Consider the following 22,254-nt stretch of genomic DNA (forward strand, 5'->3'; position numbering starts at 1 on the left):
TTCGTCAGAGAGGAACGTTGATGTCCGAGCAGTCTCGCCGGCGCTTCCTGGTGGCAGCCGGCGCGAGCACTGTCGCCGTCGGCGCCGGTGCCATCCTCGCGGCCGGTCCGGCCGCCGCCCACTCCGAACCGGCCAAGGCCGCGGCGCCCACCACGAGGGATGACGACCTGGCCCCGGCCGACACCAAGGTCGTCGCGTACGTCAGCGACCCCGCCCACGACGAGGTCACGCTCATGGTCGACGACCGCGAGAGCGTCATCCAGGACCGCGTCCTGGCTCGAGCCCTGGCGCGCGCCGCCCGTGAGCAGGTGGGGTGACCCGTGTCGTCGCATCGCGAAGCACCCGAGATCTCCAAAGACCCGGTGGCCGACTCCACCGACCTCTACGCGTTCGTCAGCCCGGACCGGCCCGACACGGTCACGCTGATCGCCAACTACCTGCCGGCGCAGACCCCGGCCGCCGGGCCGAACTTCTACGAGTTCGGTGACGACGTCCGGTACGAGATCCACATCTCCAACGGCGGCCGCGCCGAGGCCGACGTCACCTACGCGTTCCGCTTCCGCACCGAAGTCGCGAACGAGGAGACCTTCCTCTACAACACCGGCCCGATCGCGTCGCTGGACGCGCCGGAGTTCAACCGGCGCCAGTTCTACACCGTGACCCGATCCGAGGGCGACCGGCGCGGCGACGTCCTGGCCGAGGATCTGCCCTGCCCGCCGTGCAACATCGGCCCCCGCTCGACGCCGGACTACCCGAGCCTGGCCGACGCCGCCGTCCACGACCTTCCGGGCGGCGGCAAGGTGTTCGCCGGGCAGCGCGCCGACGGGTTCTTCGTCGACCTCGGCTCGATCTTCGACCTCGCCACGCTGCGGCCGTTCCAGTCGGCCCATCTCATCCCGATGGCCGACGCCGACGGCGTCAACACCCTGACCCACTCGAACGTCCACACCATCGCGATCCAGGTGCCGATCACCGACCTCACCCGCGGCGGCAAGCGTCCGCGCAACGCCGAGGACGCGGCCGCGGTCATCGGCGTGTGGACCACGGCGAGCCGGCAGCGCGCCCGGATCTTCGACAAGGACGAGGGCTCCTACCGCGGCGCGGGCAGTTTCGTGCAGGTCTCCCGCCTGGGCAACCCGTTGTTCAACGAGGTCATCGTCCCAATGGCGCGCAAGGACGAGTGGAACGCCGCTGAGCCCGAGGACGACGAGGACTACGTCTCGTATGTCCGGCGTCCCGAGGTCGCCAAGCTGCTGCCCGTCCTCTACCCGGGCGTGTTCCCGCGGCTGGCCGAGCTCAACGAGTCCGCCGACCGCGCCGATCTCGAGGCGATCCTGCTCACCGGGCTGCCGGAGGGTGTCGTGCCGGGCTTCCAGAACTTCACCGGCGCCACCCCTTCGGACATGCTCCGGCTGAACACCGCGATCACGCCGTCCGCGGACCCGAACCCGCTCGGCGTGGTGGGCGGCGACCTCGCCGGCTTCCCGAACGGACGCCGGGTCTTCGACGACGTCGTCACGATCGAGCTGCGCGCGATCGCCGGGGTGACGTACCCGCTGATCGACTCGGAGTTCACCCCCGACGGCGCCGCCGCGGCCATCACCGACGGCACCACCCCGCCCGGCAACGAGGACTCGTTCCCCTACCTGCGCACCCCGCACGACGGGTTCGCCGTCCCGGCCGCATGAGCCACGACCACCACCACGCCGGCGAGGGTCCCGTCGTGCTCGACGTCGGCGGCGACGTCGGGGCCCTCGTCCTCTACACCGGACCCGGCCTGACCGGCGCCGAGATCGAGATCACCCGGGTCGGCCACGAACGCGACGGCACGCACGTCGCCGTCCACCAGCGCGCGATCGGCGACCGCCACGTGACCGCCGCGGTCTACCCGGCCCTGCGCGCCGGCAGTTACGTCCTCTGGCAATCCGACGGGCGACCGACCGCTGCTGTGGACATCGACGGCGGCCGCGTCACCGTGGCGCGGTGGTCCGACATCGCGGTCTGACGCGGCCGCGCGAGAAGAACGAGCGGGGACCCAGCGCAACGGGACCCGCACAGCACTTGGCCGGAGCGAACCTCATCTGGCCAGGACCGATAGGTAGTCCATATCGATGGGAGAAGTCCATGCGGAACCTTCACAAGCTCGGCACCGGCGTCGTCGCAGCCGGCGCGGCGGGAGCGCTGCTCCTCGGCGCGCCCGCGATGGCCAGCGCCGCCCCGGCGACCGACTCCAGGGCGGACATCGAGGCCGAACTCGAAGCCGGACTGACCACCGTCGTCGAGGACCGCCTCGCCGAGGGCGGCGTCGACCTCGAAGCCCTGGTCGACGTCGAGATCGACGGCGACATCCTCATCGACATCGAACTGGACGGCGACATCGACGTCGACATCGAGGACGACCTGGAGGCCGAGCTCGAGGGCGACCTGGAAGCCGACATCGAGGCCTACCTCATCGTCGTGCTCGAGCTGGAACTGGACGACCTGCTCGACCTCTTCCTGTTCGTCAGCCTCGGTGCCGACATCGACGTCGACGTCGAGCTGGACCTCGAGACCGATGGCTCGGACTCCTCGCTCGATGTCGACCTCGACATCGACGGCGGACTGAGCATCCTGCTGGACCTGCACCTCTGACCCACCGACCGTCCGCGTCCGGCGGACGAAGGGGCGGGTCCCGGTTTCCATGATCGCCGGGACCCGCCCCTGATTTCACTTCGATCTCGCGCCGCTCGGCCACTACGGGTCGATGGTCTATGTGTGCGCTGGTAGGCGACGTAGACACCGCCCTGAGCGGCTACAGAGTCAGCAGCCGCACGGTGAGGTCCAGGCCGCCCTCCGGACGGGCCACTGTCGTCAGCGTGCCGCCGTGCGCGTCGACCACAGCAGCTGCGATCGACAGACCCAGCCCGAGGCCGTCGTCGGCGCCACGACGGCCGCCCAGCCGCTGGAACGGCTCGTAGAGCGACACGACCGCTTCGGCCGGGATCACCGGTCCGCTGTTGACCACCCTCAGCGTCGCCCCGTCCGGCCCGGCCGCTGTCGACACGCACACCCGGCCGCCGGGCTGGTTGTGCCGAACGGCGTTGTCCAGCAGGTTGCGGATCAGCCGTTCGAGCAGTCCGGGGTCGCCCGCGGCCGGAGCCGGGTCCAGCGTGACGTCGATCTCCACCCCGCGGGCCGCCGCGTCGGCCGTCAGCTCGGCCACGACCACGGCGACCGACTCGGCCAAGTCGACCGGCTGCCGGTCCAGCAGCCCAGGCTGGCTGCGGGCGAGCGTCAGCAGCGCCTCGATGATCCGCTCCTGCCGTTGCCCGGCCGCACGCACCCGGGCTAGCGCGGCCCGCAGCGCCTCGGCCGTGGCGTCGGCTTCGCCCAGGGTCACGTCGACGACGGCGCGCTGCAGCGTGAGTGGGGTGCGCAGCTCGTGCGAGGCGTGGGCGACGAACCGGCGCTGGGCGGCGAAGGCCGACTCCAGTCGGGCGAGCAGGTCGTCGAACGTCCCGGCCAGCTCGGTCAGCTCGTCGTCCGGACCGGTGGCGGCCAGCCGCTGGTCCAGCGCGTCGGCGGAAATGCGACGCACCCGAGCGGACATCTCACCCAGTGGGCGCAGCACCCGGCCGGCGACTATCCAGCCCAGCCCGAACGAGATCCCGGCCAGCACCGTCAGGGCGATCAGCGACGCGGTGAGCAGCCGGCGGACGTCCTCGGCGCGCTGTCGCTCCGCCTGCTCGCGTAGGTCCCCGGCGAGCTCCGGCGGGCCGACGGCGAGGTCGCCGGTGGGCGCCTCCGGCTCCGGCGGCGAACCGAGCAGCGGGCCGTGGGCGACCAAAACGTAGACCAGCCCAATCAGCACCGCCCCGGTCACCAGGAACAAGCCGCTGTAGAGCAGGGTCAGCCGCAGCCGGACGGTCGGCCGCCGCCAGGCCGGGCGCCGCCGGGTTTCGACGGCGGTCATGTCGGCGCCGCGATCCGGTAGCCGGCCTGCGGCACGGTCTCGATCAGCGGCGGGTCACCGAGTTTGCGCCGAAGCCGGCTGACCGTCACCTTCACCGTCTGCGTGAACGGGTTGGCGGCCTCGTCCCAGGCCCGCTCCAGCAGCTGCTCTGCCGAGACGACGGCGCCGCCGGCGACGAGCAGGATCTCCAGGACCGCCAGCTCCTTCGGGGTGAGGTCCAGCCGCTGCCCGTCCCGCGACGCCGCGCGCCGGGCCGGATCGATGCGCAGCCCGCCGTGCACCAGCGTGGGCGGGATCGCCGTCGCCGGACGCCGGGCCAGCGCCCGGATCCGCACCACCAGCTCGTCGAATGCGAACGGCTTGGGCAGGTAATCGTCGGCGCCGTGCTCGAACCCCGCCACACGGTCGGCTACCGAGCCGGCCGCGGTCAGCATCAGGATCCGGCCGGGCTATCCGCGGTCCACCAGCGACCGGCACACGTCGTCGCCGGAGACGCCCGGCAGGTCGCGGTCGAGGACCACGACGTCGTAGCCGTGCACGGACGCGTGGTACAGCGCGTCGTCGCCGTCGAAGGCGAGATCTACGGCCATACCTTCGCGCCGCAGCCCGATCCCGACGGTCTCGGCGAGCTCTCGGTGGTCTTCAACGATCAGTACACGCATCAGCGGCTCCGGCGTCCAGCCTGCCCGGACGAGAGTTACAGGGAGGTGACATCGGCTGTTCCGCTCCTGCAACCGGCCTTTCGCGAGGCTGGTGTCGTCAGCGCAACACGACCGCTTGGAGGAGACATGAGATGGACCTCGATCATCGGGGCGGCCGCCGTGGCCGCGATTCTACCGGCCGGGGTGGTGACGGCGACGGCGTTCGGATCGACCTGTGGCGAGTCTTTCGGGTCCGACGCCGCGGAGCAGTTCAGCGCCTGCATGCGCGAGCAAGGACTGGACAACTTCCCCGACGCGCACTTGACCGAATACGGAACGGTTCTGCTGGACGGCACCTGGGTGGACCCGTTCTCGCCCGAGTACCTAGCTGCCCTCGAGGAGTGCAAGGGGTTGCTGCCGGCGAGCATCACTCTGCCCGGCACGTTCGAGCTGCCCGCGCCGGAGCTGCCATCGCTCTCGTCGTTCTCGCCTCCGGAGGCACCGCAAGCGCCCGTGGCACCGCCGGCCCTGGAGTTGGCAGCGCCTTGACGGAACGCCCCGTCGGGACGGTGTCGGCATGCTCATCTGACGGGACGTCGAGTGACCTTGGGGTAAGCACGATCACGTCGTGACTCAAGCCAGACGGCACGCCAGCCGTGGGCGCAAGTGCGGGAGCCGGACCGTGACCTGCTGCCGGACACGGCAGACGGCAGCATGTCTCGGTACCTGTTCCGGGTGAACCCGCCGAGGCACCGCCAGGTGCGTAGCGTCTGCTCCAGTGTGGCCTGCCTTCGGGCGCGGCACTCGACCTCCAATCCGACAGATGGATCAGGCGCCTGAACTTCAGGGTCGCGGTGCCGATGTAGCCGAGCATCAATCCAGCGACGCGATCGCCAGTCCGGGGCGACTTGCGTGGCTGCTGCCGGATCCAGGTGGAGTCCGGTGGTGGCCCGTACGAGACCTCGACAACCGGCGGCAGGTGCGGCAAGATCGGGCGACGCGGGGAATGAAGAGTCCCGAATACCCCGCCGCGGTCGCCCCACCCGGGCGCTGGGTGGGGCGGCTTCGGATACCCACACTCAGACTCCCTGACACGGCCGGCCGTGTCAGGGAGTGGATCGCGACGCACTGCGGGTGCGGCTTCCGCCAGACCCCCGGCGCTGTGGGACGAGGCACTGCTGCTGCGCAGGGCCGGCACGTACCGATCCTTCGCGCCGTGGACGTTCGCCGGCGGCCACGGCGAGGACCGCGTGGTGAACCCGTAAGCCGCGCACCTCTGGAGGTCAGTCCTGTGCCGGCATCTCGACGACGCCCTTCACCCTCACGACGCGCCGCTGGTGGATCTCGACGACGGCGACCTGGCCGACCTCGCCGGGAAACGGCTCGTCAACCAAGTACGTCTCCTCGATCTCCGGCAGGTGCGACGCCGGCTTGAACCGCAGCGTCACGGTATGGCCCGGCTCGCCGTCCGGGAGCTCGCTGCTGATTCGTGCAATGGTACCGGTGACATGCATCATGACAATCCTCCGCATTTGCCGAACGCCCAGCTTACGGCCCGGGCAGAGGGTCAAGCTGTCTTCGCCGGCCGCCCGGCGCGGCGCTCCCACCGCTCGCCGAACGCCGCGACGCCGGCGCGAAGCCACAGGGAGCCGACGCCGAGCTGATAGGCCGGCTCCGGGAAATCGGGGTGCTCGTGGGCCAGCTGGTGCACGCGCTGCCGGCTGACGCCCAGGATCTCGGCGGCCTCGGGCCCGGACACCAGGTCCGGTAGGGTCGGCCGCTCCAGCTCGGCGTCGCGGACATCCTTACGCACTGCCTCGACCCGCACGACCGGCGCCGTTGGCAGCCTGAACCGGTCGGCGGCCGCCAGAATCTCGCTGACCGCCCGGTCGCGGGCGCCGTGCAGCGTGTAGGCGTCAAAGGTAACGGTCGCCGACCAGCCACGTTCGTCGCCGCTGACCTCAGCGTGCAGGCGCGCCAGCGCGGCGGTCATGGCGCCCAGCCGATCGGCGGTGGTTTCGCCGATGATCGCGGGGTCAAGCGGGGAGTGACCGTCGAGCAGGACGTCGACGGTCACGCAGTACCCGGTCATCATGCTCGCCTCCCTGGTGGCCACTCGCCACCGGCTAGGCAGACGAGAGCGATGAAGTTCTTGAGCGCCCGCGTGTCGCTGGGCGTCGACGCGGGCACGATCGGCGGCTGGGATCGGTTGGGCGGGTAGACCCGCGGGTGGCACCTGCCGCGCTTGTAGCGCCAGCCATGTTGGCTGATCTGGTGGTCGATGATCTCCCGGCCCGGCTGTTCCGTCCCCATCGTCATCATCCCCAGGATCCTCTACCCGTTCCCGGTGTAGAGGACTATTCGAGTCACTGTCAAGGTTTCTTGTGCCGCGCCCAGCTCGGCGAGCACGTCCGCAGTCACCGCCAGAACGGCCACAACCCCCGGCGGTCAACAGTCGAGCCCCGGCGAGTACTCGCCGGGGCTCGACTCCGTTCCATTGCCCATAGCAGAGTTCTGCTGCCGGTCGCCAACAACCAGGCAGATCATCCGCTACGATGCTGAAACAGACACCGCCGTCCAGCCGGAAACGATCATTGGCCCGAGCTCCGCATGCCGCCGCTTCCAGGTCCAACGCCCGTGAGCGAGTGTTGGACACGGCATACGCCCTGTTCAGTCGGCACGGGGTCCGTGGGGTAGGCGTCGACGAGGTCATCGCCCGGGCGCCTGTGGCCAAAGTGACGTTCTACCGGCACTTCCGTTCCAAGTCCGATCTCGTCCTCGCCGTACTCGAACGACGCGAGCAGGAGTGGACGACCGGCTACGTCGAAGCCGAGTCCGAACGGCGAGGCTCGAACGCCGAGGAGCGCCTGCTGGCGATCTTCGACGTCTTCGGCGAATGGTTCGCTCGCGATGACTTCGAGGGATGCACGTTCATCCGGGTCCTCCTCCAGGTCGATGCGGACAACGTCGTTGGCCAGGCGAGCCTGCACTACCTGGAGAACATCAGGGCCATGATCCGCAGCCGGGCGGTCGAGGCCGGCCTGCGTGACCCGGACGACTTCGCTCGGTCGTGGCACATCCTGATGAAGGGCGCCATTCTCGCCGCCGCCGACGGCGAACCCGAGGCCGCCAGGCGCGCCCAGGACATGGCCCGAACGCTCATCGACAACTTCCGGTGACGCATCTTGATCACCTGAACGGTGTCCACGGAGCCGGGCAGTCCGGCGAGTAGCGGGGTAGATGGTTGTGGACGCCGTTGTCGCTGGACGCCGGGAATCGATCGCAGAAGGTAGGTCGCGACACAGCGGTGTCCGGGTCGAACCTGCGGGTCAGCGACGCGTAGATCGCGCCGCGCTGACTGCTCACCTTCGCCGTCGTGCGCCCAGTGACACCGGCCGCCAGCCGGTCGCCAGCCTCGATCAGCGTCACCGTCAGCCCGGCCCGTTTGTCCCGGCCACCACCCGGGCCGGCGGTCAGCGGGCAGTCGGCGATGCCTGCCGAGCGGTGGTGAATGCGGAACCGCGATCGCGGGTACTGCCGGAGTCATGAGGTCCTCGTGAAGGCCGTCGTGCTGAACTGCACGCTCAAGCCGTCGCCGCAGCCGTCGAACACCGGCGCGCTGGCCGACGTCGTCGCGAGCTACCTGCGCGACGACGATGTCGACGTCGCCACGTTCCGGCTCGCCGACCTGAACCTGCCGCCCGGCGTCGAGACCGACATGGGCGACGGCGATGACTGGCCTCGTGTGCATGACGCGATCTTGGCCGCCGAGATCCTCGTCATCGCGAGCCCGACGTGGGTGGGCCGGCCGTCGTCGCTGGCGCAGCGGGCGCTGGAGCGGCTGGACGCGATGATCTCCGAGACCGACGACACCGGGCGGCCGGTCGCGTACGGCCGGGTCGCCGGCGTCGTCGTCACCGGCAACGAGGACGGCGCCCACCACGTCATCGCCGAGCTGGCCGGCGGCATGGTCGACATCGGGTTCACCATCCCGGCACAGGCGTGGACGTACTGGCACCTCGGCCCCGGACCCGGACCGGACTACCTCGACGACACCAAGGGCCACGAGTGGGCGCACTCGACCGGCCGGACGATGGCGGCCAACCTGGTCGCCGTCGCCCGGGCACTGGCCGAGTCACCGCTGCCGGCGCCGTCCTGACGCCCGCGAGTCTCGGCGTCGCTGACGTAACGCCTCGACGTCGGCGATGAGCTTCGGGTCTCGGTTCGTCGGTCTCTCGGCCCGTAACCCGGGGGCCCGGCGCCCGGTTACGACGCGTGAAGCCGGCGCGGACCGGGTACGGACTCCTCCGCACGGAAGGGGTGGGTGGATGCGGCTGCGACGCTGGGATCCGGCCGGTCCGGCGATCCTGCGGCGCCGCCGGGGCCGCGGCTTCGGCTACGTCGGCGTCGACGGCGCGGTGCTGCGCGACGAGGAGGCCCTGGCCCGCATCAGGGGCCTGGTCATCCCGCCGGCCTGGGCGGACGTCCGCATCTGCCCGTGGCCGCACGGCCACCTCCAGGCCGTCGGCACCGACGTCGCCGGACGGCGGCAGTACCTGTACCACGACGCCTGGCGCGAGCAGCGGGACCGGCAGAAGTTCGAACGCGTCCGGGACTTCGGCCGGACGCTGCCGAAGGCGCGCGCCCGCATCGCCGACGACCTCGCTACCCGCGGCCTCAACCGCCGCCGGGTCCTCGCCGCGGCTGCCCGGCTGCTCGACATCGGGTTCTTCCGCATCGGCGGCGAGGCCTACGCGCAGGAGAACGGCTCGCACGGCCTGGCCACCGTCCTGCGCTCACACGCCGGCATCGCCGGCGGCAGCGTCGTGTTCGAGTACCCGGCGAAGTCCGGCCAGGAGCGGGTCCAGGCCGTCGCCGACGACCAGGTCGTGGACGTTGTGCGCGCACTGATGCGCCGCCGCGAGCCGGACCAGACGCTGCTCGCGTACTACGAAGGGCGAGCCTGGCACGAGGTCCGCTCGGCCGAGATCAACGACTACCTGCACGAGGTCTGCGGCGACGACAACAGCGCGAAGGACTTCCGCACCTGGCACGGCACCGTGCTCGCCGCGGTCGCACTGGCGACCGCGACCGAGGACGACCCCGCGGCGCTCAGCCGGACCGCCCGCCGCAGCGCCGAGACGCGCGCGATCAAGGAGGTCGCCGAGTACCTCGGCAACACCCCGGCGGTCGCCCGGTCCGCCTACGTCGACCCCGCGGTGATCGAGGCCTTCGAGCAGGGCGTCACCATCCGGCCGACGCTGGAGCGGCTCGGCACCGACGACGTGCTGGTCGGCGAACAGGACCGCGACCGGGTCGAGCGCGCCGTCCTCGGCCTCCTCGACGACTCGGCTAACCCCGGCCGGGGACGAACTCCTGCGCCTTGGCCTTCACGCCCTGGACCAGAACCCGCCACGCGTTCGGGTCACCCTTGAGCAGTGCTTCGGTGGTCTCCTTGAGCTGGTCGAAGGTCGCGTGCGGCGGGATCGGCGGCACCTCGGGGTCGCACCGGACGTCCAGGAGGACGGGTCCGTCGGCCGTCAGCGCCCGGTCCCACGCGTCGCCGAGCTGATCCGGCGCGTCGACCTCGATCCCCTCGAGGCCGAACCCGCGCGCCGCCGCCGCGTAGTCGACGTCGGGCAGCGTCTGCGACTCCTCGAACTTCGGCGCGCCACCCAGCGCCCGCAGCTCCCATGTCACCTGGTTGAGGTCGTTGTTGTGGAACACGCAGACGACGAGCCGCCGGTCGGCCCAGCGATCCTGGTAGCGGGTGATCGTCAGCAGCTCGGCCAGCCCGTTCATCTGCATCGCGCCGTCGCCGACGAGCGCGACGACCGGGCGGTCCGGGTGGGCGAACTTCGCGCCGATCGCGTACGGCACCCCGGCCCCCATCGTCGCCAGCGTGCCCGACAACGACCCGCGCATACGACCACGCATCCGCAGCAGACGCGCGTACCAGTTCGTCGACGACCCGGAGTCGGCGGTGACGATCGCGTCGTCGGGGATCCGCAGCGACAGCTCGTGCACGATCCGCATGGGATTGACGGGCTTCGCGTCGACCATCGCCTGCCGCTCGACGGTCTCCCACCAGTCCACGACGCTCGCCTCGACCCGCGACCGCCAGGAGCGGTCGGTCCGCGGCCGCAGTAGCGGGATCAGCGCCCGCAGCGTCGGGCCGGCGTCGCCGACGAGGTTGACCTCGGTCGGGTAGCGCAGGCCGGCCATGCGCCCGTCGAGATCGATCTGGACCGCCCGCGCCTGTCCGAACTCGGGCAGGAACTGGCTGTACGGGAAGCTGGATCCGACGATCAGCAGGGTGTCGCAGTCGCGCATCAGCTCGTAGCTGGCCCGGGTACCGAGCAGCCCGATCGACCCGGTGACGTACGGCAGGTCGTCGGAGAGCACGTCCTTCCCCAGCAGCGCCTTCGCCACACCGGCGCCGGTCGCCTCGGCGACCTCCATCACCTCGCCGGCCGCGCCGCGGGCGCCCTGCCCGATCAGGATCGCGACCTTCTCCCCGCGTTGACGACCTCGGCCGCGGCCTGGAGCTGCTCCTCGGACGGGACGACGACCGACGACGGCGTGTCCGGCGGGCCGGACGGCACCTGCCGGAACGCATGAGCGGGCGGGTGGTAGTTCAGCTCCTGCACGTCGGCCGGCACGATGATCGCCGTCGGCACCCGGCGGGTCAGCGCCGTCCGGAACGCGCGGTCGACGGCGTTCGGCAGCTGCTCGGGGACGTTCACCTCGATCAGATACTCGCCGGCAACATCTTTGAACAACGCCTGCAGGTCGACCTCCTGCTGGTAGTACCCGCCCATCGCCGCACGGCCCGTCTGCCCGACGATCGCGACCACCGGCACGTGGTCGAGCTTGGCGTCGTAGAGGCCGTTGAGCAGGTGGATCGCTCCGGGTCCGGAGGTCGCGACGCACACGCCAGGCCGGCCGCTGAACTTCGCGTACCCGACGGCTTCGAACGCCGCCATCTCCTCGTGCCGCGACTGGACGAACCTCGGCTCGTCGTCCGCCGCCTCGAACGCCGCGATGATCCCGTTGATGCCGTCGCCCGGGTAGCCGAAGACCTGCTCGACCCCCCATTCGCGCAACCGTCCCAGCAACCGGGCCGCCACCGTCTCGGCCATGATGTCTCCTCACTCGGTGTTGGCTTCCGTCCAGGCCCATACCCGAACGGCTGGAGGTCACGAGCTGGAGTCGCCCTCGGCTCTCAGCCGCGGGAGCACCTCGGCGCCGTAGAAGTCGAAGAAGGCGTCCTGATCGGGGCCGATCTGGTTGACGAAGACGTCGCGGTACCCGGCGTCGAGGTACTCGCTGATCGCCTGAACGTGCCGGTCGGGATCCGGCCCGCACGCGTGCGAGGCGGCGATCTGGTCGGCGGTCACCAGGCTCGATGCCTGCATCAGGTGTTCAGGCGTGCGCAGGACCTGGGCGAGTTCGCCGGGAAGCCCCTCGTTGGGCCAGAATCGATGCGCCGTACGTGCCGCCTCCGCGGCGTCGGTGCCGTCGCAGACCTTCACTCCACCCTGGGTCGGCTTGCCGGCTCCTCCTGCCCGCTCGAACGCCGCGATGAGGCCGGCGTCGGGGATCGTCGAGATCAGTCCGTCGCCGATCCGTCCCGCCAAAGGCGCGGCCGCCGGCGCGAAGGCCGACACGTAGACCGGCGGCGGCGTTTCCGGCCTGGTGTAGAGACGCGCGTGCTCGACGCGGTAATGCTCACCGGCCCGGGTGACGACCTCACCGGTCCACAGCTCGCGCATGACCTCGACGGCCTCTTCCAGCATGGCCAGCCGGGTCGCGGCCAGCGGCCAGGGCGAGCCCGTGACCTGTTCGTTGAGGGCCTCACCGCTGCCAACGCCGAGGACGAAGCGTCCGTCGTGCAGCACCGAGACCGTCGCGGCCGCCTGCGCGACGACGGCCGGATGGATACGGACCGTCGGGCAGGTGACGGCCGTCGTGATCGGCAGGTCGGTCTCGCGCGACAGCGCACCGATCACCGCCGACGAACGAACTCTGACCCTGCTGATCGGTCCACGGGTGGAAGTGGTCGGAAATCCACAACGCCTCGAATCCAGCCTTCTGTGCCCGCGCGGCCTGCCGGATCAGTTCCCGCGGCTCCCAGTCCTCACTAGCGAGGAAGTACCCGAACGTCATGATCACAGCCCCTCTCCTGTGTGCAGGTCAGCTCCGTGGTTCGGGGTCGATCGCAGCGTCGTCCCCTGCGCGGGTCCGGCCGGACCGGCACCCACCTTCTCGTTGATGGTGTCGATCTTCCGTTGTTGTCCGGCCTAGTCTCGCGTGACCTCGTCGCGCAGCTCGGCCTTCGACATCGACGAGGTGCCGTGGACGCCGGGGTTGCGCGCCTGCTGGGCCAGTTCGTCGCGGGTGGCGTCGCCGGGCCGGTCGCCGAGATGTTCGGCCCGCGCGGCGAGGAACGCCTCTCACCGGCCTCGTCCCGCGCGACGGGGTACACCTCGGCCTCCTCGGCCCGGCTGTGCGCCACCAGCAGCGCCGTCACCTCCGTCACCGCCAGGTCCCGCCGCCCCGGGTCGGTGCGCAGCAGCTCGAAGAGCCGCTCGATCTCCCGGTGGTCCTTCTCGATCAGGTCGACCACGTCACGGCTGTCAGTCATCGCTGCCACCCCTTTCGGTTGCACTCTCGCGAACTGGCCGGGCCCATACCCCGGCCCACGTCGCCACATGCACCCGGCATGGAGCGTTCCGATGCCGGGTACGACCGATCTGGAAATGGCGACTGGGAGGCTCGATGACGAGCACGTTCTCGCAGTGGACGCTGGACGTCCGGGACGTGGGCCTGATGACACGATTCTGGGCCGCGGCGCTGGGCTATCGGATCCTGCCCGACGACAACGGCGACGGCGTCCACCTGTGGCCTCCCGAGGACGCACCGGCGGGCAGGCTCACCGTCTGGCTGCAACCCAGCGCCGGGCCCAAGCACGGGAAGAACCGCAACCACCCGGACCTCGTCGCGGCGACAGGGACAGCCGACGCGGAGGTCGAGCGGCTGCTCGGGCTCGGCGCCACCCGCGCCGACGTCGGCCAGACCGGACGTGAGGGGTTCACCGTCCTGGCCGACCCGGAGGGCAACGAGTTCTGCGTCCTGCACCGCCGCCGGTCGTCCTAACCGGGCTCGCTCAGTCGCCCAGGAGGGTGCCCAGGGGCCCGAGGCCGATGTCGAGGTCGCGCTCCATCAGCTACCTGATCAGCTCGACGACGGTGAGGACGAGCTTGAACAGGTCGCGCTCGACGGAGTCCGCGTCGGCATCGATCCGGCTCGGCAGGACATGCACCGGCTCGTTCACCGTCTCTCCTCCGCTCGGATCGACCGGATCAACGCGTGCAGACGGAGCTCGACCAGGTCGACGCCGGCCAGCGAGATGGTGATGTCGCCGGACAGGGCAGGACGTCGTCGAGCGACTCGACGACGGCCAGCGGTCATCCGGCTACGGCGACCAGGACAGCGCTGTCAGGCTGCGGGACACCACATGCAGTCAGGCGAGGTCGACGTGAACCGAGCCGCACCCGTCGATGCGGGCACTCACCTGTTGGCCGTTGTGCACCGCCACCTCGACGATCGATCCCATGATCACGACGTCACCGGTTCTGAAGCCTTCGCCGAGATCGGCAAGCAGCCGAGCCGCGCACAGCAACAGATGATCGAGGTCCCGCCGAGCACGGCCCTGGGCGAGTACCGCGCCATCGATGGTCGCGCCGGCATGCGCCGCTCGCCGCGGGAACCCCGGGGTCCAGGGCCCGAACAACACGGCGCGGTGGAATAGGTTCGCGGCCAGGATGGCGGCTGGGTCGTCGCTGCCGCCGAGGTCACACAGCTCCAACGCGACCGTGAAGCTGCCCGCTGCCGCTCGGACCTCGTCCAGCCCACCGTCTGGGTCAACCGCCCGCTTGAAGCGGACCGCAATCTCGACGTCGGCGCGGGGCACGGCATAGGCCGCCACGGAACATCGTGATCCGCTCGGCAACACGGTTAGGGAGGTGAGATACCCGACGACAGGGCCGCCGCCGATACGCTCGCGATCGCCTAAGCCGAGCTTCCAGCCGATCCGCATAGCACCGCTATCCAGCGCGGCCTGACGCACGGCGAGTTGCGCTTCGAGCGCCCGAAGCAGCTTCGGATTGGACTCGGCCACCGCCGCCCCCTACCCCTGGCCCGGTCGAGGAGACGCGACCGCTCGTGCGACCAGCTTCGCATCGGGGGCTCCACGGCGCGCATGTGGTGGCCGAGCCGTGGTGGGCCGTCTCCGAGGGCCTAGCGGCTTGTCGTGTACGACATCGTTCACCTTGGTCGGCCTCCTTCGCGGTGGCGTCTAGCCAGCACCTACCCCTCTGGCCGGTCCGCCATGCAGACGACCCGAGGGGCTGATCAGCGAAGATTCGACACGACGGGGTGCTCGGGATCGAGCTTCTGCGCGCTCGATGAGTTTCGGCCTGACCGAGGTCAGCCTTGGTGACACCACACGAATGGAGCACGAGATGACCAGCCAGGATCAGCTGAAGATCGGGATGTATTCCTTCGACTGTGCCGATGCCGCCGCCTTGGCCGGCTTCTGGGCTCGGCTACTCGGCCGATCGGTCGACGATGGCGCGACCACCGCCTTCGCGACCATCGGCTTCGAGGACGACGGCCCGACCTGGATGTTCCACCAACCCGCCGGCGACCTCCCGACCGGGGACAACCGGCTTATGCTCGACCTCGGCGGTGAGCCGAACTGGCGCGAGCAAGCCGACCGGGTCGAGGCTCTCGGCGGCCGGCGCATCAGCGACAACGAACAGGACGGCGTTCGCTGGGTGGAGTTCCGAGACCTGGAGGGCAACACCTTCCGCATCTTCGCGCCCCGCCCCGCATAGTCCCGAACCCGACGCCGGTGGCGGTACGAACTGCGGCCGGATGGCGCCAGGCGCACCCGCGTCGCGAAGGGTTCGGCCAACCCCGGCGTCCGCTCGCTCGCGCCGCGGTGCTGCACGCCCTGCTTTCCGGCAGGCAACCGCCGTGGTATCCACGGGGCACGCTCCCCCGGCTCAGGCCGCTGCCGAGGCCGTGCAGCGCTCCGCATGAGCCGCCCCGTCGGCGATGGGGACGCCCTCCGCCACCTCGGGTTCAGAAACGGCCTCAGCCCTCGACGTGTGATCTCCGGCCAGGTCGTCGAGATCCGGCCCCGCCTCGGCCGGCCCGCTCGACGTCCGGGTCGAGGAGCCATCGGCCGTTCCGATCTACGCAGCCAGCTGGAGCGGTCCGCATGTACGCTGACGCGCACCCGAAGACTAGGCCGTCCAGTCCAACTGGATCAGGAGGCACCTATGCCCGGTTTGCTCGCGTCTCCGCGCCTGCTCACCGACGGGCTGACCATGGTCGAGTCCGGCCGTTGGCACCAGGGCCGGCTGTGGTTCGCCCACTGGGGCAGCGGCGAAGTGATCGCGGTCGATCTGGAGGGCCGGCATGAGGTCGTCGGGCCGGGCCGGGCCGGGCCGCGACGGGATGGGCTGGTCGATCGCCTGGCTGCCCGACGGCCGGCTGCTGGTCTCTGGCGAGGAAATGACTCGGGTGGAGCTGGACGGCTCAGCTGTGCGACACAGCCCGCAGGGCGGTAACGAGCTCGTGGTCACCCCAGCCGGCCACGTCTATGTCAACGGCGCCGACTTCGATTTCCTCGGCGGCGGCGCACCCGAGCCTGGGTGGATTCGCCTGGTCGGACCCGATGGCACCGCTCGCGACGTCGCCGGCGATATCGAGTTCCCCAACGGGATGGTGGTCACTCCCGATGGCTCGACGCTGGTCGTCGCGGAGTCCTTTGCCGGCCGGTTGTCGGCCTTCGACATCGGGGCGGATGGCTCGTTGTCAGGCCGTCGCACGTGGGCGGAGGGGCTGGGACCGGACGGCATCTGCGTTGACGCCGACGGCGGCATCTGGTGCCAGACCGCTGACACCCACGCGCACACCGGGACCGGTCCCGCGGGAGCAGCGGTCCGGGTGCTCGATGGCGGTGAGATCACCCATCGGGTCGAGACCGAACTTCCCTGCTTCTCGTGCGCGCTTGGCGGGCCGGAGGGCCGCCACCTGTTCCTCCTGTGCAACGAGTTCGACGGCATCGACCAGCTCGAATCAGTCCTCGCGCGCCGCAGCGCACGCATTTACGTCACCGAGGTGCCCGAGTAGAGCGCCGCCCCGGAACCGGCCAAGTCCGAGAGTGGGACGAGTCGCCGCCTTCGCCCACTCAGCTGAACATCAGCGATTCGGGCTGGGGTGACAGCGTCCGGTCGAGCACCAGGCAGGCGGCGCCGATCGCGCCGACGTCCGCGCCCAGCGCGGTCTCGGTGACGGTCGTCGGATGCATCTTCTCCACGAACGGCGACCGGTTGATGACGTCGGTCGCGATCGGCAGAAACCACGACGACAGCTGCGGCCAGATTGGCCCGCCGAAGACCACCAGATCGGAGTCGAGCAGCGTGGCCGCGGCGGCGACACCGCGGGCGACCCGGCCCGCCCAGCCGTCCAGGATCGCCGTCGCGCCGACGTGCCCCTGCTCGGCCAGGCCGGTGAGGACCTGCAGGCTCTGCTCCGACGCGTGCGGACTGGTGGTGGTGTGGCTCGCGTCCAGGACGCCGGTCGCGACGGCCTCCTCGACCAGCGCGCGCGTCGTGCAGTTCGCGTCGAGGCCGCCGACCTCACCGGCGTTCGCCGACGCGCCCCGGACGATCGAGTTCTCCACCACGATCCCCATGCCCGAGCCGGTGCCCAGGTAGAAGAAGAGGAAGTTCCCGGTGTTCGCGGCCGCGCCGGCCCACCGCTCGGCGATGGCCGCGGCGGTCACGTCCTTGTCCAGTATCACCGGCAGCCCGGTCGCGTCGGCCAGGTGGTCGCGCAGCGGCACCCGCACCCAGCCGGCCAGCTGCGGCGGGTCGACGACCAGCCCGGCGGCCGCGTCGATCGGGCCGGGCGCGGCGATGCCGAGCCCGAGGATGCGGTCCTGCTCGACGCCGGCCCGCTCGACCAGCGTCCCGACCGACTCACCGATCTCGGCCATGGTCTGGTCCGGGTCGACGACCTCGGGCGTCGGGCGCCGCAGCCCTTCGACGACGCGGCCCTCGAGGTCGAGCACGACGTACGTGACGACCGCCGGGTCCAGGTGCACGCCGATGGCGAACCTGGACACCGGGTTGATGGTCAGGATCGTGCGCGGTTTGCCGGCGCCGGTGCTCTGCTTGCCCGTCTCTTCGACGAGGCCGCGGTCGAGCAGCCGGCGGCAGATGTTCGACACCGTCTGCGCGGACAGCCCGGTCGCCCGGGCCAGCTCGACCCGGCTCATGCCGTTCGCGGACCGCCGGATCGCCTCGAGGACGACCGACTCGTTGAAGTCTCCGACGCGCGGCAGGTTGGTCCCCCGCCTCGCCGGCGCACTGTGAACGCTCACCCCGTGTCCCCCTCTGTTGCGGCCCGCCGCCCGTTGCCCGGTCCCGGCGCTCCCCATCCGCGCCGGGCCGTGAACCCGAGGACGCGGCGCCCGCGGCTCGTGTCGAACAACGACGCGTGCCCGGCGAGCTGCGCACGGACCTCGGTATCGGGCAGGTACGCCGCCACCAGCTCGGCGGTCGGGGTCTCCGACAGCGTCTCGCCGGCGGCGATGTTCACCACATGATGCCCCTTGACCGGGCTGGTCAGCGAGGCCAGCACGGCGTCGGCCGCGTCGAGCGTGTGCACCCACCCCCAGAGGTCGCGCCGGGCGCCGGCGAGGTCGGCGCGCAGCTCGCGCACGCGATCAGCCAGCCTCCGCCCGGCGCCGACGAAAGGGAACCGCAGGCAGATCGTCGCCGCGCCCCATCGCCGGGTGACGTAGGCGGCGACCTCCTCGGTGACGACCTTGGACAGGCCGTAGGCGTCGACCACCACCACCTCGTGGTCCTCGGTCACCGGGACGTGGTCCGGGCGCAGGTCGCGGTCGGCCCAGGCGAACCCGAGGGCGGAGGCGCTCGACGCCACCACGATGCGGCCCACCCCGGCCCGCCCGGCCTCGTCCAGCACGAGGAACGACGAGGTGACGTTCTGCCCGAACGTGACGTCGTCGGGGTACTGGCCGGGCGACGGGATCGCTGCGAGGTGCACGACGGCGTCGACGACGGCCGGCCCGGGACCGGGCCGCAGGCAGTCCAGCACGAAGTCCCGGTCCAGCACGTCGCCGACCCGGACCTCGAGCCCGTCCACCGGCTCGGCCGGGACCCGGTCCGCCCCGACCACCCGCAGGCCGGCCGCCGTCAACGTCTCCACCACGGCCCGGCCGATGCCGCCCGCGGCGCCGGTCACCAGGACCGTCGCCCCAGGCTGTACGACCGTCATCCCTTGACCGCCCCGACGAGCCCGTTGACGAAGTACCGCTGCGCGCTGAGGAACAGCAGGACGATCGGGATGACGACGATCAGCGCGCCCGCCATCAGGACGTTGTACTGGACGACCGTCTCCGACTGCAGCGCCTGCAGCCCGATCGGCAGCGTGTAGCGGCTTGGGTCGTTCAGCGAGACTCGGCTCAACAGGTACTCGTTCCAGGTCGGGATCGCGGTCAGCAGCGCGATCGTGATCAGCGCCGGCCGCGCGATCGGCAGATAGACGGTCCGGAAGATCCGCAGGTCGCCGGCGCCGTCCACCCGCGCGGCGTCGCGCAACTCCTGCGGGACGGTGCTGAACGCGTTCGTCAGCAGTAGCACCGCCAGCGGCGCCGTCCCGTTGACGAACGGCAGGATCAGCCCGAGGTGGGTGCCGAGGATGCCGAGGTTCCTCTCCAGCAGCACGATCGGCAGCAGCGTCACCACGCTGGGCACGAACAGCAGCGCGAGGAACAGCTTGTACAGCAGGTCGCGGCCGGGGAAGCGCAGCACAGCGAACCCGTAGGCGGCCAGCGAGTAGATGATCACCACCAGCACGGTGGTGACGGCGGTGACCCGCACGCTGTTGAGGAAGTAGTCGACGAAGTTGATCTGGCTCCACGTGTCGGCCAGCGTCGCGAACGTCGGGTTGTCCGGGATCAGGCCGGTGCCCGCGATCATCTCCTCGCGCGTCTTGAACGCGGCGGACACCATCCAGAGGAACGGGTACAGGCTGACCAACGCGTAGCCGGCGAGCAGCACGCCCATGACGACGCGCGGCACGACGACGCGCGGCCGGAACGGGCGGCGGGCACGCCGCGGACGGGTCGCGGCGACAGCCGCGACGGCGGTCACGTCCGGCTCCGCAGCAGCCGCTGGTTGACCAGCGCGACGATCAGCGCGACGACGAACAGCATCCAGCCCAGCGCACTGGACATGCCCAGCGTCGCGCGCATGTCGGACTGGAACGCCAGCCGGTACGTCTCCAGCCCGAGCACGTTCGTCGCCTCCCCCGGGCCGCCGTTGGTCATGATGAGGAAGACCTCGAAGCTCTGCAGCGCGTGCCGGACCTGCAGCAGCAGCACGACCAGCGTCATGCCGTTGAGCAGCGGCCAGACCACGCTGAGATTCGTCCGCCACCAGCCGGCGCCGTCGATCTGCGCCGCCTCGGTGACCGACGAGTCGATCGCCTGCAGGCCCGTCAGGTACAGCAGCATCGCCACCGGCGCCGTCGTCCACACCGTCACGATGATCAGCGTCGGCAGCGCGGTGTCGGGGTTGCCGAGGAAGCCCTGCGGCTGCTCCAGGCTGCCCAGCCCGACCGAGCCCAGGACGAGGTTGATCGCGCCGTCCGGCTCCAGGATGTACTGCCAGGCGAAGTAGATGGCGATGCCGGCCGTCACGTGCGGCAGGAAGTAGACCGAGCGCAGCACCGCCCGGAACCGGCGCACGGAGTTGAGCAGCACCGCGAGCGGGAAGCTGACCGCGATGGTGAGCAGCGGCACCGCGATCAGCACCCACAGCGTGTTCCTCGCTGCCTCCTGGACGGCCGGCGCGTAGGCCGGGTCGCGCCACAGCAGGTCGAGGTAGTTGTCGATGCCGACCCACACCCAGTTCGGGGTGAAGCCGTTCCACTCGGCGAAGCTCAGCGCGAAACCACGGGCGATCGTGTAGGCGCCCATGACCGCGAACAGCCCGAGCGCGGGCCCGATGAACGCGTAGCCGAGCAGCGACTCGCTCAGGCCGTGCCCGCGCCAGGGCGGCCAGGACCGGCGCCGGCCGCCGGCCTCGCCGCCGCCGGCCTCTCCGCGGCCGGCGGCGGCCGCGGAGAGGTCGTTGACGACGGTGGTCATGACCCGGACCAGTAGGCATCCAGGAGTGTGGCCATCTCGTCGGCCGTTGTCGGTGCGTCGGTCTCGCCCAGCGGCGAGAGGTTGACCAGGACCGCGCCGAAGTCGGAGAGCTGGAATCCGCCCGGCTGGTAGGTCGTGTCGCCCGGGTTGAACGCGTCGTCGCCGGTGCCGAACGACTCGATCATGGCGCCGAGCACCGGGCCGACCGAGCTCGACGGGTCGTCGCCCATGTCGACGGGCGGCAGGTCCAGGGCGTCCTGGGCGAACTGCGTCGCGACGTCAGGCTGGCTGAGGAACTGCACCCACTCCCGCGCGGCCTCGGGGTTCTCGCTGCTGGACGAGATCGACAGCCCGGTGAGCGTCAGCGGCGCCAGCTGCGCCTGCGGGTGCACCGAGCCCTCCGGCGGGGGCACCGGGAAGGTGATGAGGTTCTCGGTGTCGTAGCCGTTCTGCGAGAGGAAGGCCAGGGTGAACGTCCCGCCGACGAGGTAGGTCGACTCGCCGTTCGCGAAGGCGATGTCCGCCTCGTCGATGCCCAGCGTCTGGACGCCGGGCTGCCAGTACGGCGTCAGCTGGTCGTAGACCTCCAGTGCCCGCAGGCCGTTCGCCGAGGCCCAGTTGACGTTGCGGTCGTCGGAGTACAGCGCCTCGAAGTCGTCGCGCCCGAACAGGTGGTACGCCATCGGCTGCATGATCCAGTTGAGACCGGTCGACGGCTCCTTGAAGCCCAGCCCGATCGTGCCGGACTCCGGGTCGGCCGCCTGGACGGTCTCGAGGTCGGCGATGAACTGCTCCCAGGTGGCGGGCGCCTCGGTGATGCCCGCGGCGGCCAGCCGCTCGGCGTTCGCGTAGACGATGCCGAACGTGCCGACGGTGAACGGGACGCTGAAGCGCTGCCCCTCCTCGACGCCGGCGTAGTTCGAGCCCTCCTGCTGCGACAGCTCGTAGTAGTCGGCGGTGACGGTGCCGTCCTCGCTGATCGACTCGCTGTACTGGCCGGCCCATTCGTCGGTGATGTCGTCGGTCAGGTCGTCGACGATGCCGGCGGCGCCGAAGATGAAGTCCTCGCCCTTCGCGTGCACCTCCATGACGTCGGGGAGGTCGCCGGTCGAGGCAGAGGCCTGCACCCGCTGCTGGAACACGTCGTCAGGCGTGATGGCCTGGATGGAGACGGAGACGCCGGTCTCTTCCTCGAACGCCGTGGCGGCGTTCTCCAGCGCTTCGACATGGGATTGCTTGAACGTCCACATGGTGAGGGAGTCGCCGCCCTCGGACTCGCCGCCGGTGTCGTCGGAACCACCGCAGGCGCCGAGCAGCGCGGCGACGGACAACCCGGTCGCCAGGGCAATGGACGGACGTGTCGGGCGACGTCGGTGTCGGTTCACGCTCACGCCTTTCGTCAT

General features: G+C 70.7%; 23 protein-coding genes and 3 pseudogenes. 11 read left to right on the plus strand and 15 right to left on the minus strand.

The annotated features are described in order from the left end of the window. Window positions 1-20 precede the first annotated feature (20 nt). From BLV05_RS29600 to BLV05_RS29615, 4 genes are all read left to right on the plus strand, one after another. On the plus strand, window positions 21-317 hold the full coding sequence (locus tag BLV05_RS29600; protein WP_046769611.1) for a twin-arginine translocation signal domain-containing protein: 297 nt from the start codon (window positions 21-23) through the stop codon (window positions 315-317). A 3-nt stretch (window positions 318-320) separates the two neighbouring features. Then, window positions 321-1,688: a DUF4331 domain-containing protein gene (locus BLV05_RS29605; protein ID WP_046769610.1), complete on the plus strand. Its 1,368-nt coding sequence runs from the start codon at window positions 321-323 to the stop codon at window positions 1,686-1,688. Beyond that, entirely contained in the window at window positions 1,685-2,005 is a 321-nt protein-coding gene (locus BLV05_RS29610) for a hypothetical protein (protein ID WP_046769609.1), read from the plus strand. The genes BLV05_RS29605 and BLV05_RS29610 overlap by 4 nt, the downstream gene beginning before the upstream one ends. Window positions 2,006-2,124: 119 nt before the next feature. Continuing rightward, a complete protein-coding gene (locus tag BLV05_RS29615; protein WP_083421435.1) occupies window positions 2,125-2,631 on the plus strand; it encodes a hypothetical protein in 507 nt (168 codons plus the stop codon). A 160-nt stretch (window positions 2,632-2,791) separates the two neighbouring features. On the opposite strand, the gene BLV05_RS29620 is transcribed toward BLV05_RS29615, so the two are convergent. After that, window positions 2,792-3,952 (minus strand): HAMP domain-containing sensor histidine kinase, encoded by a 1,161-nt coding sequence (locus tag BLV05_RS29620; RefSeq protein ID WP_046769607.1) that lies wholly within the window; start codon window positions 3,950-3,952, stop codon window positions 2,792-2,794. Further along, a pseudogene (locus BLV05_RS29625) lies at window positions 3,949-4,614 on the minus strand (response regulator transcription factor). The gene BLV05_RS29620 and the pseudogene BLV05_RS29625 overlap by 4 nt, the downstream one beginning before the upstream one ends. A 126-nt stretch (window positions 4,615-4,740) precedes the next feature. On the opposite strand from BLV05_RS29625, the gene BLV05_RS29630 reads away from it, so the two are divergent. Next, window positions 4,741-5,142, plus strand: a complete 402-nt coding sequence (locus BLV05_RS29630) for a hypothetical protein (protein WP_046769606.1) — start codon at window positions 4,741-4,743, stop codon at window positions 5,140-5,142. A 734-nt stretch (window positions 5,143-5,876) separates the two neighbouring features. Here BLV05_RS29630 and BLV05_RS29635 read toward each other — a convergent pair. Both BLV05_RS29635 and BLV05_RS29640 read right to left on the minus strand, forming a co-directional pair. Beyond that, the gene (locus tag BLV05_RS29635; protein ID WP_152690821.1) at window positions 5,877-6,107 is read right to left on the minus strand and encodes a hypothetical protein; all 231 of its coding nucleotides are present in this window, start codon (window positions 6,105-6,107) and stop codon (window positions 5,877-5,879) included. Window positions 6,108-6,160: 53 nt separating this feature from the next. Further along, entirely contained in the window at window positions 6,161-6,670 is a 510-nt protein-coding gene (locus BLV05_RS29640) for a hypothetical protein (RefSeq protein ID WP_152690820.1), read from the minus strand. Window positions 6,671-7,148: 478 nt separating this feature from the next. Between BLV05_RS29640 and BLV05_RS29650 the strand changes: the two genes are divergently transcribed. Beyond that, window positions 7,149-7,772, plus strand: coding sequence for a TetR/AcrR family transcriptional regulator (locus BLV05_RS29650; protein WP_082155339.1), 624 nt, complete (start codon window positions 7,149-7,151; stop codon window positions 7,770-7,772). 10 nt (window positions 7,773-7,782) lie between these two features. Here the strand turns inward: BLV05_RS29650 and BLV05_RS36225 are convergent, their stop codons facing one another. Next, complete coding sequence (locus BLV05_RS36225; RefSeq protein WP_152690819.1) at window positions 7,783-8,022, minus strand: hypothetical protein; 240 nt, start codon at window positions 8,020-8,022, stop codon at window positions 7,783-7,785. Between the two features lie 127 nt (window positions 8,023-8,149). Here BLV05_RS36225 and BLV05_RS29655 point away from each other — a divergent pair, with 127 nt between their 5' ends. Then, entirely contained in the window at window positions 8,150-8,752 is a 603-nt protein-coding gene (locus BLV05_RS29655) for a flavodoxin family protein (RefSeq protein WP_046769602.1), read from the plus strand. 169 nt (window positions 8,753-8,921) lie between these two features. Further along, complete coding sequence (locus tag BLV05_RS29660) at window positions 8,922-10,028, plus strand: DNA topoisomerase IB (RefSeq protein WP_063932572.1); 1,107 nt, start codon at window positions 8,922-8,924, stop codon at window positions 10,026-10,028. Here BLV05_RS29660 and BLV05_RS38895 read toward each other — a convergent pair. Further along, window positions 9,946-11,735 (minus strand): annotated as a pseudogene (locus BLV05_RS38895) (thiamine pyrophosphate-requiring protein). The gene BLV05_RS29660 and the pseudogene BLV05_RS38895 overlap by 83 nt on opposite strands. A 57-nt stretch (window positions 11,736-11,792) precedes the next feature. Next, a pseudogene (locus tag BLV05_RS29670) lies at window positions 11,793-12,765 on the minus strand (TIGR03557 family F420-dependent LLM class oxidoreductase). A gap of 609 nt (window positions 12,766-13,374) precedes the next feature. Here BLV05_RS29670 and BLV05_RS29680 point away from each other — a divergent pair. Next, window positions 13,375-13,752 carry a VOC family protein gene (locus BLV05_RS29680; protein WP_046769600.1) on the plus strand — a complete coding sequence of 126 codons (378 nt, stop codon included), beginning with the start codon at window positions 13,375-13,377 and terminating at the stop codon, window positions 13,750-13,752. Window positions 13,753-13,822: 70 nt separating this feature from the next. Here BLV05_RS29680 and gvpK read toward each other — a convergent pair whose 3' ends face one another. From gvpK to BLV05_RS29685, 3 genes are read right to left on the minus strand one after another with little or no spacing between them, the layout of a single operon-like run. Beyond that, on the minus strand, window positions 13,823-13,930 hold the full coding sequence (gene gvpK, locus BLV05_RS36230) for a gas vesicle protein GvpK (protein WP_152690818.1): 108 nt from the start codon (window positions 13,928-13,930) through the stop codon (window positions 13,823-13,825). Further along, on the minus strand, window positions 13,927-14,067 hold the full coding sequence (gene gvpJ, locus BLV05_RS38900) for a gas vesicle protein GvpJ (protein ID WP_152690817.1): 141 nt from the start codon (window positions 14,065-14,067) through the stop codon (window positions 13,927-13,929). Before gvpJ ends, gvpK begins: the two co-directional genes overlap by 4 nt. A 52-nt stretch (window positions 14,068-14,119) precedes the next feature. Then, window positions 14,120-14,776, minus strand: a complete 657-nt coding sequence (locus BLV05_RS29685) for a hypothetical protein (protein ID WP_046769599.1) — start codon at window positions 14,774-14,776, stop codon at window positions 14,120-14,122. Window positions 14,777-15,062: 286 nt separating this feature from the next. Here BLV05_RS29685 and BLV05_RS29690 point away from each other — a divergent pair, with 286 nt between their 5' ends. Together BLV05_RS29690 and BLV05_RS29695 are read left to right on the plus strand one after the other, a co-directional pair. After that, window positions 15,063-15,494, plus strand: a complete 432-nt coding sequence (locus BLV05_RS29690) for a VOC family protein (RefSeq protein WP_052762599.1) — start codon at window positions 15,063-15,065, stop codon at window positions 15,492-15,494. 589 nt (window positions 15,495-16,083) lie between these two features. Continuing rightward, window positions 16,084-16,800, plus strand: a complete 717-nt coding sequence (locus tag BLV05_RS29695) for an SMP-30/gluconolactonase/LRE family protein (protein WP_197683397.1) — start codon at window positions 16,084-16,086, stop codon at window positions 16,798-16,800. A 58-nt stretch (window positions 16,801-16,858) separates the two neighbouring features. On the opposite strand, the gene BLV05_RS29700 is transcribed toward BLV05_RS29695, so the two are convergent. From BLV05_RS29700 to BLV05_RS29720, 5 genes are read right to left on the minus strand one after another with little or no spacing between them, the layout of a single operon-like run. Further along, on the minus strand, window positions 16,859-18,055 hold the full coding sequence (locus tag BLV05_RS29700; protein WP_046769598.1) for an ROK family transcriptional regulator: 1,197 nt from the start codon (window positions 18,053-18,055) through the stop codon (window positions 16,859-16,861). Continuing rightward, window positions 18,052-18,975, minus strand: a complete 924-nt coding sequence (locus BLV05_RS29705; protein WP_082155337.1) for an NAD-dependent epimerase/dehydratase family protein — start codon at window positions 18,973-18,975, stop codon at window positions 18,052-18,054. Before BLV05_RS29705 ends, BLV05_RS29700 begins: the two co-directional genes overlap by 4 nt. After that, on the minus strand, window positions 18,972-19,853 hold the full coding sequence (locus BLV05_RS29710) for a carbohydrate ABC transporter permease (RefSeq protein ID WP_197683398.1): 882 nt from the start codon (window positions 19,851-19,853) through the stop codon (window positions 18,972-18,974). Before BLV05_RS29710 ends, BLV05_RS29705 begins: the two co-directional genes overlap by 4 nt. Then, window positions 19,850-20,851 (minus strand): carbohydrate ABC transporter permease, encoded by a 1,002-nt coding sequence (locus BLV05_RS29715; RefSeq protein ID WP_052762598.1) that lies wholly within the window; start codon window positions 20,849-20,851, stop codon window positions 19,850-19,852. The genes BLV05_RS29710 and BLV05_RS29715 overlap by 4 nt, the downstream gene beginning before the upstream one ends. After that, window positions 20,848-22,236 carry an ABC transporter substrate-binding protein gene (locus BLV05_RS29720; protein WP_197683399.1) on the minus strand — a complete coding sequence of 463 codons (1,389 nt, stop codon included), beginning with the start codon at window positions 22,234-22,236 and terminating at the stop codon, window positions 20,848-20,850. Before BLV05_RS29720 ends, BLV05_RS29715 begins: the two co-directional genes overlap by 4 nt. Between the last annotated feature and the right edge of the window lie 18 nt (window positions 22,237-22,254).

The organism is Jiangella alkaliphila, assembly GCF_900105925.1.
Lineage (GTDB): Bacteria > Actinomycetota > Actinomycetes > Jiangellales > Jiangellaceae > Jiangella > Jiangella alkaliphila.